This is a genomic window from Aequorivita marina (genome assembly GCF_031631895.2).
GTDB classification, from domain to species: domain Bacteria; phylum Bacteroidota; class Bacteroidia; order Flavobacteriales; family Flavobacteriaceae; genus Aequorivita; species Aequorivita marina.
On sequence record NZ_JAVMBW020000001.1, the window covers coordinates 541,115 to 557,103 of the forward strand.

Consider the following 15,989-nt stretch of genomic DNA (forward strand, 5'->3'; position numbering starts at 1 on the left):
GAATAGCACGGTTATTCGGCTTCTATCTAATTAGGGTGAATTTCGTATAAATAATGTTGCAAAGGCCTAATTCTGTATGGTAAACTCTATAGAATTACCATCACCAACTGGTGCATTTTCCCGCATTTCTTTCATTTTTTTAGCTTGAATTTCTTCAAATTCTTCATTGGAAACTTTCTTCCCTTTCTTTGGCTGTTCAATTTTTACACCATTCTTTGGGTTTAAAACAACTTGACTGCATAAATATGTTGATTTACCATCGGTAATTTCCAAGATTAGCCCTGGCAGACCGTCATAAGTAAAAGGTCCTGTGGCGATTGGAATTTGTGGTGTGTACCAAGCCGTAATCGGAGTTTCTATCGTTTCGCCAGTTTCGGTATCTTCAGAAGTTCGAACTCGTGTTGCTTTAAAACAAGTGTAATCTCCAATATTTTTAGTTTCTTTTTCAAGGCTCCACTCTTGATTTTTAAGCGTATCGGAAATAAGAAACAGCTTTCCCAAAAGATCACGTTGGGTAACATAACGGTTTTCCTTTAGATTTTTATAGGAAACACCAAACCCACCAGTACTGCTAACCATAGCACCAGACATGAAGTTGGCCGAAGGCTGCGCCAATTGCTCTTTCTCCTTAAAAACAGATTCAGTGCTACTAAAATGCAGCTCATATTCCTTTTGGGTTTGTTGCTTTATAGCTTTTAAAAGGTCAGCTTGAAGCTCCTTTGGCACCTGCATGCTGTCCAGTTCAACGTCAAATTTCATAAAAGATTTATAGGTTGCTATTCCGGTTATTTCTTGTGAAGAAGAAACTTGAAATATGAAGCAACATATAAAAATTGAAAGAAGGTATTTTTTCAGCATCTGATTGTGGTGTTTTTAATAAAGACGATTAAATTTATAATCTGTTACATCATTTTCCGTTAAAAACTAACTTCGCATTTTGTAACTTGCCCAAGATATGAAACATTTTTTCATTTTTTTTCTACTTATTTCACAATTCGGAATTGCACAAAGCCTAACTTCGGTAAAAACGGTTCCTTTTGAGGCAGACCGTTTTATTGGCGCCGACAATTATAAAAATCTATATTTTATAAAAGATCGGGTAATTAATAAGCAAGGGCCAGACGGGGATTTTCGTTTTAACGACCTTCAATTGGGCCAGATTACATCGGTAGATATTATAAACCCGTTAAAGGTTATTGTATTTTTTAAAGACACCAACACGGTGGTGCTTCTTGACAATAAACTTAGTGAGATAGAGCGGATCAACTTCAACAATCTCCCCCAGTTTATGAATGTGAGCACCGCCACCAATGCGGGTAACAAAAGTTTATGGCTTTTTGATGTAGATACCCAACAGTTGGAACTATACAACTATAGCGTAAAATTACAAACCGTAGTATCACAACCGTTTTCAGGGAGTTTAATTTCTCAGGCTAGTAACTTTAACTACTGTTTCGTGTTGACCGAAAACACACTGAGAGCCTTCAATATTTACGGAAGTATTTTAAACGAAGTAGATTCTGAAGGCTATGAAAAAATAATTCAGCAGAACGAAAATCTAATCGCTCTTAAAGATAATTCACTTTACTATATGCCCGATTTTGCAAAACGAAATGATAAAATTGTGCGGAAAACCACTAAACTTGAATTGCCAATTATGGAAATTAAAGATTTGCACCTTAGCAATGATATTCTATATCTTTATGACGGCAAAATTTTGCACACTTTTACACTAACCATCCCAAAGAAATAACACGTATGCACGTTGCAATTGCAGGAAATATAGGCTCTGGAAAAACTACACTTACTCGCTTACTGGCAAAACATTACAAGTGGCAGCCCCATTATGAAGAGGTTGATGACAATCCGTATTTAGACGATTTTTACAACCAAATGGAGCGCTGGTCTTTTAACCTTCAAATTTACTTTTTGAACAGTCGTTTTCGACAAATTCTCGATATTCGTGAAAAAGACAAAAATATAATTCAGGATAGAACCATTTATGAGGACGCCAATATTTTTGCGCCAAACCTACATGCTATGGGCTTAATGACCAATCGTGACTTTGAAAATTACCGTTCGCTATTTGAGCTAATGGAAAGTGTTACTGAAGGCCCAGACTTATTGATTTATCTACGCAGTAGCATACCAAATTTGGTGAAGCAAATTCACAATCGTGGCCGCGAATACGAGAACTCTATCAGCATTGATTACCTGAGCCGGCTTAATGAGCGCTACGAAGCTTGGATACACGGGTATGACAAGGGGAACCTTATTATTCTTGATGTTGACAATATAAACTTTGTTGATAACCCCGAACATTTAGGCGAGGTTATCAATAAGATTGATGCAGAACTTCATGGCTTGTTTTAAATTTACTTTGTAATGTAAAGAATTATAAAAAACTAAGTATGAATTTAGAAAAAGTACGTTGCGGATGGTGTGGCACTGACCCGCTTTATGTAAAATATCACGATGAGGAATGGGGCGTACCCGTAAAAGATGATGATACCTTTTTTGAATTTCTTCTTTTAGAAACATTTCAAGCTGGTTTAAGTTGGATTACCATTCTTCGAAAGCGCGAAAATTTCAAGAAAGCTTTTGATAACTTTGATTATAAGAAAATAGCCCAATATGAGCAATCAAAAATTGATGCGCTACTTCAGGATAAAGGAATAATCCGCAATAAGCTTAAAGTTCATTCCGCAGTTTCAAATGCAAAAGCATTTATGGAAATTCAAAAAGAATTTGGAAGTTTTAGCGACTATATTTGGCGTTTTGTAAACAATGAACCCATAAAAAATACTTGGAAAAATTATACCGATGCTCCTGCTACCACACCAATAAGCGACGCGTTGAGCAAAGACCTTAAAAAACGCGGTTTTAAATTTGTGGGCAGTACTGTTATTTATGCCACTATGCAAGCCACGGGAATGGTGAACGATCATGTTGAAGATTGTTTCCGCTACAACGAGGTATAATTCATCCCTAAAACAACCTTAACAACGCTCTAGGTGCTTCAAGCTTTTAGCATCTTTAAAAACACACGTCTAGCAACTTCCTCTGCTCCCAAACTTTCCAAATGAGGGTTGTAAACCTGACAATCTATAAATTTATAATCCTTGTTTTTTAAATGTTCGGCAAGGTGATAAAACGCCACTTTTGACGCATCGCTGACCAAACTAAACATGCTTTCGCCACAAAAAACTCTTTTATGTGGAAGGTCTATGCCATAAAGCCCGCCAACTAATTTATCGTTTTCCCAGGCCTCAACTGAAACTGCATGCCCAGCATTGTGGAGCTCTATATACGCGTCTTGCATTTGGCGGGTTATCCATGTTCCCGCCTGCCCTTTTCTTGTCACGTTGGCACAATGGGAGATTACGTCCTTAAAATTTTGGTTAAAAGTGATTTGAAACCTATCACTCCGCAAAGATTTCCGAAGGCTTTTTGACGTCTTGAACTTCTCCGGAAAAAGTATCATTCTAGGGTCGGGACTCCACCATAAAATAGGCTGTCCTTCTTCAAACCAAGGAAAAATACCCGAATTATAAGCCAGCAACAATTGGCTTTTAGAAAGATTGCCACCAATAGCCAACAAGCCGTCTGCCGTTGCTTGCTCAGGATTTGGAAACCAAAGTTCATTAGTAAGGTACTGCATTTTTAAAAACTGCTATTGTATTCAAAATAAAAACCTCAAAGCATCTAGAAACACTTCGAGGTTTTTTCAATTCTAAAAAAGTTTAGAAACTTAGCGCTTAAAATGGAAGATCGTCGTGTTCATCTTCGTTTAAATCGTTAGCAGGCTCAAAAGCTTCCGCTGGAGGCACGGGCGGCACAACGCCACCTGAAGGTGCTTCTTTAGACAAGTTTTCAATGCGCCATCCTTGAAGACTGTTAAAATATTTGGTTTCGCCTTGCGGGTTTACCCACTCACGACCACGAACATTGATGCTAACTTTTACATCTTGCCCTACGTTATAATTGTTCAACAAATCGGTTTTATCCTGAACAAACTCAATCATTATAGGCTGCGGATATTGCTCCTCGGTAGTAATTACCAGCTCTCTTTTTCTAAAACCATTATTGCCATAGGTTTTAGTTTCATCTATCAGTTTAATTTTTCCTTGTAATTCCATCGTTTTATTATTTATTCTTTATTGCTATTTTTTTCTAGTGTTATTTCCGAAAAAACCCTTTAAACTCGCTTTTCCGGAGGACAGTTTATTGCTTACTGAGTAATATTTTCCATGCATCAGCTACATTTCCTTCACAGAGCAGCTCTTGAGCTTTTTTATGAATGGTCTCCACATTATTTGAAGCCACAATTTTTTGATAGGCTTCAGAAGTAGCTATAAAGGTATTAATTTCTTCCGAATTTGGAAAACCCTCTACATTACCCAACATTCCCAAATCGTTACCCGTAAGCACTTTACTGTTCCTAATTTCTTCTGGAAGCTTATCTACACCTATTCCCATGGTTCGTAGTGGTTTTGGCACTTCAAAAAGACCTGATTTTGCCCGGCTGTACCAATTGCCACCCAGTCTAGAAACCGTATCTATTTTATAAGGGTCTATGGCGCCATTATCGTCGAGAATTTCTTCTTTTATATGAAGCTTTACTACTTCACAAATAACCAAATTTCCTGCTCCGCCTTCTTTTCCGAGACTAATAACCTCATTAACTTTACACTCCAATTGCACTGGAGCTTCGGCTACGCGTGGTGGTTTAATGTGTTCTGAAGCCAGTTCAGTAAAACCAGCTTTTGTAAATTCGTTTACATCTTTGCCATATTCGGTAGAGGAAAGCGAAACCTGTTGTACCATTTGGTAGCTAACAATGTTTATAACTGTCTCGGGTACTTTTAGCACATTTTCATAGGTGTGTTTAGTAGTATTGTCGCGACCACGTCTTGCCGGTGAAAACACCAAGATTGGAGGATTTGCACTAAAAACATTAAAAAAACTAAAAGGTGAAAGATTTACGTTACCATCAGTATCTACAGTACTTGCGAAGCATATTGGCCGTGGTGAAACTGCGCCTAACAGATACGCGTGTAACTTTCCGGTAGCTAATTGTTTTGGATCAATAGAAATCATAGCTTGCAAATGTACCCAAAGATTATAGCTTGCAAAAACTTGATTGTACAATAATATCAACATATTTGCTTTATATTTAAAACCGTTTTTTAAAAAAGAGGCTGTTCTTTAGTTTATATTTAGCCATTAATATTTACCTATGCTGCGCAACAAATCACTCTCCCGGTGGGGATTTATTTTAGCTTCAATTTTTGTAGTAAGCCTGATTTTGTGGAACACGTATCACTTCTTTAATCAATTAAAGAAAAACGAACGTGCCAAAATGGAAATCTGGGCCGCTGCCTATCACAATCTTTTGGAGAACGACAGCTCTGATGCCACTGTAAATATAATACTGACGGTAATACAGGGTAACACCACAACGCCAATGATTCTTTATACCCATAAAGAAGGGATTTACTCTGAGAGAAATATTGACCCAAAAGACGTAAACACCTTAGAAAAAAAACAGCGACTTGTTGAAAAATTTAAATCGGAATACAAGCCAATTGAAATACGTAACGGCGACGAATTACAACAAACCATTTATTACGGAAACTCCCCGATAATTATTAAACTAAAGTATTATCCCGCAGCACTTATCCTTATTATTTCCCTCTTTATTTTGGCTGTTTATCTTTTTTATAAAACATCAAAATCTGCCGAACAGAATAGGCTTTGGGCCGGAATGGCAAAAGAAACCGCCCATCAAATAGGAACACCACTTTCTTCTTTGGTAGGTTGGACCGAAATTTTAAAAAGTGAAGAAGTGAATCCTGAGTATATTTCGGAAATGGAAAAAGACATTGGACGTTTGGAAATGATAACAGATCGTTTTTCAAAAATTGGTTCCGTCCCCAAGTTAGAACGCTGCGATTTGGTTGAAGAAACAAAAACAACCTTTTATTACCTTCAGAAACGCACTTCTAAACTAATTAATTTTCATCTGGATATCCCCGAAGAGCCCATATACATTCAAATGAACCCGCAACTATTTAGCTGGACTCTTGAAAACCTAGTAAAAAACGGAATAGATGCCATGAAGGGTAAGGGTAAAATTACTATTGCTATTAACAAGAATTCAAAATACGCAATGATTCACGTAACCGATACCGGAAAGGGATTATCTAAAGGCGAATTTCGAAGAATATTTACGCCAGGCCACACCACTAAAAAACGCGGTTGGGGATTAGGACTTTCGTTAGCAAAACGCATTATTGAAGAGTATCATAAAGGAAAGATACGGGTATTAAAAAGCATGCCCGACCAAGGAACAACTATGGAAATTGCATTAAAGATTGAACAGTAACAAATGAGTGTAAAAACCCACAATTTACATAGGGCACGGCTCCATAATAATTGCCCAACTTGTTTTGGAACAGATGGATTAGAGTTTACATTTACCCAAGATGAAAAAGAAACTGCTTTCTTCCACAAACCCGAAAAGAAGATTATAGAGAAACTGTATTGCCATAAGTGTAATAGCCCAATTTTTCCGGTAAACTGGACGGAAGATATTGAAAGGGTGTACGACTATAACAGAAAAATAGCGGAAACCAATAAAAATTTTTTAGAGGTAAAGCCGCTATTTTATATCTTAATAGTATTGGCAATTGCTTTGGTTGCCGCAGGTATTTACGTAATGTGGTTTAATTAAGTGTTTAATTCTTCACGTATAGCTTTGGCCAATGCTTCAAATTCTTTTGAAGTCATTTCCACTTTTTTAGTAAACCGCATATCATCCATTTCGTTTAACGGAATAAGGTGTACGTGCACATGCGGCACTTCTAGCCCTACCACGGCCATCCCAACCCGTTTACACGGAACTGTTTTTTCAATGGCATGCGCTACCTTTCTAGAAAACTGCATTAATTGTAGATAGAGATGCTCTCCCATATCAAAAACTTTGTCAATTTCTTTCTTAGGAACACATAAGGTATGCCCTTTTGAATTTGGATTTATATCTAGGAAGGCGATAAAGTTATCGTCCTCCGCCACTTTGTAAGCGGGTATTTCTCCTTCAATGATTTTTGTGAAAATTGACGCCATAGTTAAATTAATCTCTTGAAATTTCTAATATTTCGAATTTAAGGGTTCCATTTGGAACTTGGATTTCGGCAACTTCGCCTTGTTTTTTACCCAAAAGCCCTTTTCCGATAGGTGAATCTACGGAAATTTTTCCAGATTTTAGGTCGGCTTCGCTTTGGGCAACAAGTTTATACGTCATCTCAGTGCCATTAGCCTGATTTTTTAGCTTTACGGTAGAATGAACCAGAATTTTACTCAAATCTAACTGAGACTCATCAATAAGCCGGGCATTTGCAAGAATTTCTTCTACTTTTGATATTCTCATTTCTAGCATTCCCTGCGCCTCTTTGGCGGCATCGTACTCGGCATTTTCACTTAAATCTCCTTTATCTCTTGCTTCTCCAATTGCTCTGGAGGCCTTTGGGCGCTCAACATCGCGCAGATGGTCTAATTCGTCTCTTAATTTTTTTAAGCCTTCGGCAGTATAATATGATACTTTACTCATAACTTCATCGTTTGTGTATGCAGAACATACCTATTGTTTTAATATACAAAATCCCGACTAGTGGCGGGACTCACTTTAATAAACTGAAAAAATCCCATGCGACGACGGGATTGCTTCAAACAAATATACTAAAATTTTCCTTGTTTTGTTAATTGTTGTAATTTTGGCGTCAATTTTTAATTGTCTTAGCATTAGGCAATAAACCAATAACATCTAAAAAACATCTAGTTGGGTAACAAAAATTGAACTTGGCTATTTTACACTTCGCTATCTATGAAAAACACATCCTTTCTTCTTATACTATTAATGGGGTTTTTAGCACTTTCTTGTTCAAAAAGTGATGACAAACTAGACGAAAATCCATTCTTGACCGATCCAGTGGTTAGCTTACAATTAAATTTAAACTTACCGGAGTACAACCCTTTAAAGTTCCCGGGTAGCTCAGTGATTACTGGACAAGGAATTAAAGGCATTGTAGTGTTTTGTGTAAGCGAAACGCAGTATTTTGCTTTCGATCTTTCAGACCCAAACCACGCTCCCAGTTCGTGCTCACGCATGGAAGTAAACGGCCCAATTGCCACCTGCCCTTGTGAAAATGACGACAACGAATACAACATCGTTAATTTTGGGCGGCACACTACCGAACCAGACACCAAATACCCCATGCAGCAATACAGAGCGGAACGCAGTGGGAACAATATAATTATTAGTAATTAAGCCTTTTTAAGCTTAAATAAAAAAACTGCCGAAATGATTAAATATAAATTAATCGTTTTCGGCAGTTTTTTATTTCATAGTCTTTCTAAAACCTCAAGGTAGCACCTAGAAGAAAATTAATGGTGGCTTGTGGATAATAGCCAGCACCTTCAATAGTCTTAATTGTTCCCGGGTTGCTATAATCATCTTCATAGGTATAAAAATACCCGTTAGATTCATATTCCACGTTAAAGATGTTATTGACCAATGCCGAAAATGCAACTTCCTTAACCCAAGGAAGTCCTTTTAGGGTGTAAACAATATTTAAGTCGTTTATAAAGTAGCTGTCTAGTTTTGAGGCTTCACTATCAATATTACCCATGTACTGCGTTCCCACAAACTTGGAAAGAAAGCCAAATTGCAGGTTTTTAATTGGCGTATATTCCAGCATATTTCCTGCAACAACAGCAGGTGAGAATGAAATGTTTGTATTCCCAAGGTTGACCAGTTCCCCATCAATTGAACTCACAAAATCTACATTTTTATTTGTGCTCAAGGCTATATTAGGCATGGTTCTCAGGTTTTCTAGTATCTGGATTTCGGCATCCACCTCAAGGCCAAGCCGATAGCTCTTACCGCTGCTGGTTCTTAAAGCCGCACCAACATCGTTCATTTCACCAGAAAGCACCAATTGGTCTGTATAATTCATATAAAACAAATTCGTGTTTACTTTAGTTTTTTCTGAAACGAAACGCCACCCCAATTCAAAGTCATCTAGTTTTTCTGGTGTTGTAATTCCTTCTTCGTAATCATTTCTTGAAGGTTCGCGATGGGCTTTTCCGTATGAAAAATAGAATTGGTTAGATGTGTTGTGTTTATACGTAAGCCCAGCTTTTGGATTGAAAAATGAATAGGATTCGTCATAGATCATTTCAACTAAATCTGAAGTGATTCCTGTAGTTTTATAGTTTAAGAAACGACCCTGTAAATCTGCAAAAACGCTCCATTTTTTATTAATTCTATAGGTTGCTTTTGAAAAAACTGTAAATTCTCTTTTCTTGGCATTGCTATCGTAATACCGATCGCGAATTTCGGAATTACTGGCATAACGCGCCCAAATTACTTCGCCGTAATGATCGCCTGTATAATAGCTATAAAAAGCACCGGCTTTAAAATCTATGTTATTGTTTTTGTAATTTAAATTGGCATTAGCAGCATAAAAGTGGTTGTCTAACCAACGTCTTCGGATTAAGTCGGTTTTACTGATGGTGTCGTTGCCTATCAATATAGGTTCAAAGCCATAGGTTTTAAACTTTTGATCTTCCTTATACTGTTCAAAATATCCGCGACCTCTTGTATAATTTAATGATAGGTTTGTACTCCAATTATTGCTGAAACGCTGGTTCCAGAACAATTGGTAATGATCTTGGGCATAGTCGTCTATTTCATTGTCATAAAACTGAATGTTTCCATTTTCGTCTGTGTACATTCCAGCGGTATTATAAGTTCTGTCATTTTCAAGTTTCTCTGGATCTTCTAAACCGTTCCAAGACTGATAGGTTATATTTTTTCCACCAAAAGTCAAAGCTTTTATTAAGGTATTATCATCTACAAAAGCGGCTTGAATAAAGTACGATTTCAAGTTAGAACTTGCCCTGTCAATATAACCATCAGATTTAATGGTCGACAGCCTTCCCGCTAATTCAAAATGGTCTGAAAGTAAGCCAGTGCTGAACTTGACGTTGTGTTTATGTGTATTAAAACTTCCGAAAGAGTTTGAGGTTTCGCCATAAGCTTCGCTGGAAACGGCATCGCTCAATAAGTTCAAACTGGCACCAAAAGCACCAGATCCATTGGTTGAAGTTCCCACGCCACGTTGCAATTGCAGGCTTTGAACAGAAGATGTAAAATCTGGCAAATTCACCCAAAATGAACCTTGACTTTCTGAGTCGTTGTACGGAATTCCATTCAAGGTTACATTTACGCGAGAGGCGTCACTTCCGCGAACGCGTATAGAAGTATAACCCACGCCAGCACCAGCATCACTAGTAGTAACAACGGAAGGAAGGTAATTGAGCATATAGGGCACGTCTTGCCCAAGGTTTCGTTTTTCCAGCGCTTCCTTATCAAGATTTGAGTGTGTAATAGGCGAATCTGCCCCAACGCGTATGGCACGAACTAGGACCTCGTCTAAGGTTTCTTCACTTTTATTAAGTGTAATGTTTAGTTCTAAATTGGCATTTATTACTATTTCGTGGTCTTTAGGCGTATAACCTACATGACTAAAACCAATGGTTTGCGATCCGGCCTTGACCAATAGTTGATATTCACCGTCTAAATTTGTAATTGTACCGCCATTTCCTTTTAAACTAACATTTGCACCTGCCAATACGCGTCCGTCTGTATCTGATACGACACCCGAAACAGTATATTCCTGAGCAAAAGCAATAAAAGTGAAAAGGGTAAAAATTGAAGAAATCAATAACTTTTTCATTCGTAAAAATTAATTTTTAACGAATAAAAGGGGCGTTATTCTTTGTTGATTAAATGATTAAATATTTAAATTAAAAAACCCTGATAACATTGCATAAGGCAATATTTCAGGGGGTTCCTAATGTTGTCCCTTGGCAGCATTATCCGCCCAGGTTCGTTGGGTATAATCTCAGCTTCTTCGAGTTTAAAGTTATACGTTTTTCAACATATAACTCAGCACTAAAATCCGCACCCCTTTGAGATGTTCGGCAAAGATACGGTAGTTTTTTTAATTACAAAGTCGGTTTCTATTTCTTTATTAGTAGTGTCCGATTAAAGTAATTAAAAAACCACTTGTTTCAACAATAGTAAGCTTTTAGAATATCATTATAATATAACACCTTGCTATTGAGATTCCAATAAAGGATAAACATTTTAAAAATATGTATAACGGAATTAACCTAATTATCAAGACTTTAAAATTCTAGTCGTATGTCGTTAGTCATTTAGCGAAGCGGTCGTACATCTTTGTCGGACACTAATGTCTCTTTATCAACTTTACCATATTCTTAATACTTCCGTTTTTTAATAGTCTTTACATTTGAACCATGGCCATTTCAAAAAATCAATTTACTATTAAAATCATACTCAGCTATTTGCTAATAGGAGCCTTAGCTGTACTTGTGGGATTTTTTCTGTTTTCTGAATTTAAGAAATACACCACAGAGATAAATGAATTTAGGGGTGAAAAGAAGTTTATTGAAACTGGAACACTTATTAACCTGCTCTATAAAACCGACGGATTTTCAAGACTTGCGCTCTTAACTGAAACCGATGCCGATTTTGACCGTTATACCGCAAAAAACGATTCGCTTTACGCTAAAATTGAGGAAATAAAAGCTCTGACTACCAACAGTTTTCAAATAAAACAATTGGACAGTGTAAAATCTCTTTTGGAGGATAAAAACCGAAACATTGAACAATTACGCATTCTACGTCTTACCAACCAAAAAGATACCTCGTTGGATGATATTATGCGCGAGGTGCGAAAACTAGAGTCGTCTGTAGGTTTAAATTCGGTAGAGTCACTGGTTAGAAACCCTTCTAAGCTCAGCTGGCGTGAACGCAAAATTTATCAATCTTACGCAGATTACCTAAACAGCGACTCAAGGCGAGACACTTCAACCATAAAATCTAAAACGGTAGATTCTATGTTGGCTGCATCTAGATATATAGTTGCCGAAGCAAAAAAGGAAAACTCCCGTATTCGAGAATCTTTGGCACAAAAAGAAAATGAACTTATCAGAAACGACCTTAAAATATCAGAACGTTTAAGGGAGATCATCGTGAGTTTTGACAATGAAATTACCAAAAACAACAATTTAGAAAAGCAACAACGAGCAGAATCAATGCACAGAACCGGTGAGATTTTAAAGCTTGCGGGAATTTTGGGCGGAATTGTGGTGTTGCTGTTTTCATACTTTATCCTCTCCGATTTTTTTAGGGCAGAAAAATTCAAGAAACACTTGGAAGAGTCTAAAAATTATGCCGAAACACTCTTAAAAAGTAGAGAGCAGCTAATATCAACGGTGAGCCACGACTTAAAAACTCCCTTGAATACCATAAGCGGATATTCCGAATTGTTTGGGAATTCATCGCTTTCAGAAAAGCAAAAATACTATTTAACCCAGATTACCTCTAGCTCGCACTTTATCTCGCATTTAGTAGACGATTTACTGGATTTTTCAAAGTTGGAAGCCGGTAAATTAGCAATGGAGAAAATTCCATTTTCCCTAGAAAACATTATAGAAGAAGCTGGAAACGCCGTAAAACAAGTATATCCAGAGAAGCCAATTGCCTTAAACATTGTGATTTCCGACAAGGTGAAAAACATAATTTTTAAAAGTGATCCGCTGCGTATTCGTCAAATCATCAATAACTTAATAGGAAACGCCTTTAAATTTACTGAAAAAGGAAGCGTTGAAATTAGGGTTGAAGAAGTGGAAAGCACAGGAAATAAAGCTACAATTCAAATTACTGTTATAGATACAGGTATTGGTATTTCAAAAGAAAAACAGCAGTTTATCTTTAACGAATTCACACAGGCAGAAACTAATATTGCACATAAATTTGGTGGCAGTGGCTTGGGGTTGGCAATTTCAAAAAAACTAACAGTACTTTTAGGAGGAAGCTTAAAAGTAGCCAGTGTCCCAGATGAGGGAAGCACTTTTATACTAACCCTACCTTTGGAAAAAACCGACAGAGCGTTATCTAAACCCACTCAAGAAGAAGCGCGCTCGTTTAAAGTTTTACGTGGTATTATAATAGATGACGACGATGCCATGCGTTCGCTATTACTCGAAATTTTTGACCAGCTAGATGTAACAGCCAAAGCATTTAGCAGTTATACAAACTTCGCTGCTACGGCAAAGAACACCAATTTCGACTTTGTTTTAACCGACATCCAAATGCCAGAAACTGATGGTTTTACTGTTTTAAAAAACTTAAAAGAAGGGAATGCTGACTATTACAAAAACCAACCGGTTATTGCAATGACGGGAAGTAGGGAACACAATCGCGATTTTTATCTTGAAAAAGGGTTCGCTGAAATGTTACCCAAACCTTTTTCAAAACAAACATTGGTGACGGCCTTAACACGAATATTTACAAACCAACACGATTTTTCAGCAAACTCTGATCTTGATGAAATAACCCAAGCCGAAACCTCAACTTCAGAAGTGTTCAATCTTTCACTTTTAAAATCATTTTTAAACACGCCCCAAGCTCTTGACGAAGTACTGACAATTTTTGAAGTACAGACTGAAAAAGATTTAAAACAAATAAAGCAAGGTATAGTTGATGACGACGACCAAAAAATTAAGGAAACCGCACATCGCATGTTAACGATGTTCAGACAAATTAATGCTAAAAATGTGATTCCAATTCTTGAAAAAATGGAAGATTATCCACAGGTAAAACCCGATGCTTTTTGGCAAGAAGCACAAATTGACTTTGAAAAGTTAACCCTAAATATTCGAGATTTGCAAAAAGCCTTAAAAAACGAAGTTCTATAGCGCAATTTGATACTGCTCCAATTTGTTGTAAAGCGTTTTTCTGGTGATATGCAGCAACTTTGCAGCCTTAGTTTTGTTATAATCAGCTTCTTTTAAAGCATTTAATATTAGCTGTTTTTCATTAGTTTCTTTCGAAAAATCTATTGTTTCAGGTTCAGCTTTTTTAGAAAAAACTACTTCTTTGGGGATAACCTCTAGCGGAATTGTACTGGTACTCGTCAATAAAACAGAGCGTTTTATAACGTTTTTCAATTCCCGTAGATTGCCAGGCCAAGCATAGTTCATAAAGGCATCTTCTACTTCTTTGGAAAGCCCTAGAACCTCTTTGTTTAAAGATGCGTTTGCCGCTGCCAAAAAATACTCTATAAAAAGAAACAAATCTTCTTTTCTTTCATGCAAGGAGGGAATATGGATTGAAAACTCGTTTAAACGATGGTATAAATCTTCTCTAAATTTGCCCTCATTGACCGCTTTTAGCAAGTCTTCATTTGTTGCGGAAAGAATTCGTACATCTACGTTAATTTCGGTATTACTGCCTACGGGTTTTATACGCCGTTCCTGCAAGGCACGCAACAGCTGCATTTGATTTTCATAAGAGAGGTTCCCTACTTCATCTAAAAAAAGTGTTCCGCCGTGAGCAGCCTCAAAGTGTCCCTTTTTATCGGTTACCGCGCCAGTAAAGCTACCTTTTACATGCCCGAAAAACTCACTGGCAGCAATTTCCTTAGGGATAGCACCGCAATCTACTGCTACAAAATTCTCGTTTTTTCGCGAACTGAAATTATGAATCGCCTTTGCGGCAACCTCTTTTCCGGTACCGCTTTCACCCTGAATTAGCACACACATATCCGTTGGCCCAACAAGTTTTAAGTACTCATTAAACTTCTTTGAAGATTCACTGATTCCCACTACAAAGTTGGGTTTTAGGTTCTCCTCTTTAACATTTGCAGCTGTATCTGGTGAAAACTTAGCCTTACTTTTGGGTTTCACCTCAGAAGTTACCGGGGCCGATTTTAAAAAGTCCTCTTCAATTATCATCAAAAGTTCCTCGGGCCTAAACGGTTTCGAGATATAATCTAAAGCTCCTTTTTTAATCGCTTTTACCGCTGTATCTACTTCGGCATAGCCAGTCATTAAAATCACCTTTGTTGCTGGTACAATGCTTTGAGCATACTCCAAAAGAGCCAAGCCAGAGTCATCTGGCAACTTTAAATCTGTAATCAACAAATCAAATTGATTCTCCTCCAAGGCTTTTCTTCCACTTGCACCAGTTAGGGAAATACTCACCTCAAAACCCTTTCGCTCAAGAAATGAAGTAAGCATTTTTCCAAAAGCTACATCGTCCTCAATTATGTGTATTTTCTGCTTCATCACGTTTTCCAAAACAGTAAAAATACTGACTATAACAGCGCAAAATCTCTAAAATTATCACAAAAAAAGGCATCCGGTTTATGGGATGCCTTTTTCAGAAGTATTGAATCTAAAAATACCTGCAGCTTATTGCTTCTTTATTTCATTTTTAATCCACTCACCTTTTGCATTTGCATAAACTGTTGCTTGTTTGGCATCTGCAGTGGCAAGATCAATTTTATAATCTCCCTGAGCATTCACATAAGCCTTAGCAATAGAGGCGCCTGGAAAATCTTTGGCTACAGCGTCTCGAACAGCTTTTGGCAATTCAGCAGATTTTACTTCTTTATAGTCTTGTACAGCTTCCGAAGCAACCTCCAACTTAGTTTCCGCTTGAACTTCAGCAGCAGTTTCAGTTTGCTCGTTCATAGCAATTGCTTCCTTATCTGTTTGTGCGGTTACGGCGGTTAATCCTCCTAAAACGATTGCTGTACTTAAAATTAACTTTTTCATAGTTTTTGTTTTTTAATGATTTATATAGGTTTCTAAGTTTGTTTGTTGTCTTGTATATAGAAAAAGTAATGCCATTGCGAAGCTATACCCAAAAAAGACAACAACACACTAACTAATAGCGTGTTACGAGATATAACAATTATTGCATCACATTCAGAAAGTGTGTAAACAGAACTGTATTTGTGTAGAAATTATACAGTTTTCGTGTAATCCTCAATACATTTTCGCTTTTAGCGATTTGGTTTGTGGGCTACGAAACGGGTAAAAAACAA

Annotated in this window: 16 protein-coding genes; 7 read left to right on the forward strand and 9 right to left on the reverse strand. The window is 37.2% G+C overall.

Annotation, left to right across the window (positions count from 1 at the left end; genetic code table 11):
• Window positions 1-66: 66 nt before the first annotated feature.
• Window positions 67-858, reverse strand: coding sequence for a GLPGLI family protein (locus QPK98_RS02470; RefSeq protein ID WP_310991417.1), 792 nt, complete (start codon window positions 856-858; stop codon window positions 67-69).
• Between the two features lie 97 nt (window positions 859-955).
• Here QPK98_RS02470 and QPK98_RS02475 point away from each other — a divergent pair, with 97 nt between their 5' ends.
• The 3 genes from QPK98_RS02475 to QPK98_RS02485 are packed head-to-tail and all read left to right on the forward strand — an operon-like array spanning window position 956 to window position 2,981.
• A complete protein-coding gene (locus QPK98_RS02475) occupies window positions 956-1,753 on the forward strand; it encodes a hypothetical protein (protein WP_310991418.1) in 798 nt (265 codons plus the stop codon).
• 5 nt (window positions 1,754-1,758) lie between these two features.
• Window positions 1,759-2,373 (forward strand): deoxynucleoside kinase, encoded by a 615-nt coding sequence (locus tag QPK98_RS02480; protein ID WP_310991419.1) that lies wholly within the window; start codon window positions 1,759-1,761, stop codon window positions 2,371-2,373.
• Window positions 2,374-2,411: 38 nt separating this feature from the next.
• Window positions 2,412-2,981 (forward strand): DNA-3-methyladenine glycosylase I, encoded by a 570-nt coding sequence (locus QPK98_RS02485; RefSeq protein ID WP_310991420.1) that lies wholly within the window; start codon window positions 2,412-2,414, stop codon window positions 2,979-2,981.
• Window positions 2,982-3,019: 38 nt separating this feature from the next.
• On the opposite strand, the gene aat is transcribed toward QPK98_RS02485, so the two are convergent.
• The 3 genes from aat to QPK98_RS02500 all read right to left on the reverse strand — a co-directional run bounded on the left by aat (window position 3,020) and on the right by QPK98_RS02500 (window position 5,100).
• A complete protein-coding gene (aat, locus tag QPK98_RS02490) occupies window positions 3,020-3,661 on the reverse strand; it encodes a leucyl/phenylalanyl-tRNA--protein transferase (protein ID WP_310991421.1) in 642 nt (213 codons plus the stop codon).
• A 97-nt stretch (window positions 3,662-3,758) separates the two neighbouring features.
• Window positions 3,759-4,139 (reverse strand): DUF3127 domain-containing protein, encoded by a 381-nt coding sequence (locus QPK98_RS02495; protein ID WP_310991422.1) that lies wholly within the window; start codon window positions 4,137-4,139, stop codon window positions 3,759-3,761.
• 85 nt (window positions 4,140-4,224) lie between these two features.
• Complete coding sequence (locus QPK98_RS02500) at window positions 4,225-5,100, reverse strand: flavin reductase family protein (protein ID WP_310991736.1); 876 nt, start codon at window positions 5,098-5,100, stop codon at window positions 4,225-4,227.
• A gap of 139 nt (window positions 5,101-5,239) precedes the next feature.
• Between QPK98_RS02500 and QPK98_RS02505 the strand changes: the two genes are divergently transcribed.
• Window positions 5,240-6,388 (forward strand): sensor histidine kinase, encoded by a 1,149-nt coding sequence (locus QPK98_RS02505; RefSeq protein ID WP_310991423.1) that lies wholly within the window; start codon window positions 5,240-5,242, stop codon window positions 6,386-6,388.
• Window positions 6,389-6,391: 3 nt separating this feature from the next.
• Window positions 6,392-6,736, forward strand: a complete 345-nt coding sequence (locus tag QPK98_RS02510) for a hypothetical protein (RefSeq protein WP_310991424.1) — start codon at window positions 6,392-6,394, stop codon at window positions 6,734-6,736.
• Here QPK98_RS02510 and QPK98_RS02515 read toward each other — a convergent pair.
• Together QPK98_RS02515 and greA are read right to left on the reverse strand one after the other, a co-directional pair.
• Window positions 6,733-7,128, reverse strand: coding sequence for an HIT family protein (locus tag QPK98_RS02515; protein WP_310991425.1), 396 nt, complete (start codon window positions 7,126-7,128; stop codon window positions 6,733-6,735). The genes QPK98_RS02510 and QPK98_RS02515 overlap by 4 nt on opposite strands.
• Before the next feature lie 7 nt (window positions 7,129-7,135).
• Window positions 7,136-7,612, reverse strand: coding sequence for a transcription elongation factor GreA (greA, locus tag QPK98_RS02520; protein ID WP_310991426.1), 477 nt, complete (start codon window positions 7,610-7,612; stop codon window positions 7,136-7,138).
• A gap of 273 nt (window positions 7,613-7,885) precedes the next feature.
• Here greA and QPK98_RS02525 point away from each other — a divergent pair, with 273 nt between their 5' ends.
• Entirely contained in the window at window positions 7,886-8,329 is a 444-nt protein-coding gene (locus QPK98_RS02525; RefSeq protein ID WP_310991427.1) for a hypothetical protein, read from the forward strand.
• Window positions 8,330-8,414: 85 nt separating this feature from the next.
• Here the strand turns inward: QPK98_RS02525 and QPK98_RS02530 are convergent, their stop codons facing one another.
• On the reverse strand, window positions 8,415-10,802 hold the full coding sequence (locus tag QPK98_RS02530) for a TonB-dependent receptor (RefSeq protein ID WP_310991428.1): 2,388 nt from the start codon (window positions 10,800-10,802) through the stop codon (window positions 8,415-8,417).
• A 586-nt stretch (window positions 10,803-11,388) separates the two neighbouring features.
• Between QPK98_RS02530 and QPK98_RS02535 the strand changes: the two genes are divergently transcribed.
• Window positions 11,389-13,854 (forward strand): ATP-binding protein, encoded by a 2,466-nt coding sequence (locus QPK98_RS02535; protein WP_310991429.1) that lies wholly within the window; start codon window positions 11,389-11,391, stop codon window positions 13,852-13,854.
• Here QPK98_RS02535 and QPK98_RS02540 read toward each other — a convergent pair.
• Both QPK98_RS02540 and QPK98_RS02545 read right to left on the reverse strand, forming a co-directional pair.
• Window positions 13,849-15,225, reverse strand: coding sequence for a sigma-54-dependent transcriptional regulator (locus QPK98_RS02540; protein WP_310991430.1), 1,377 nt, complete (start codon window positions 15,223-15,225; stop codon window positions 13,849-13,851). The two genes, QPK98_RS02535 and QPK98_RS02540, sit on opposite strands and share 6 nt — an antisense overlap.
• Window positions 15,226-15,351: 126 nt before the next feature.
• Entirely contained in the window at window positions 15,352-15,717 is a 366-nt protein-coding gene (locus QPK98_RS02545; RefSeq protein WP_310991431.1) for a hypothetical protein, read from the reverse strand.
• Between the last annotated feature and the right edge of the window lie 272 nt (window positions 15,718-15,989).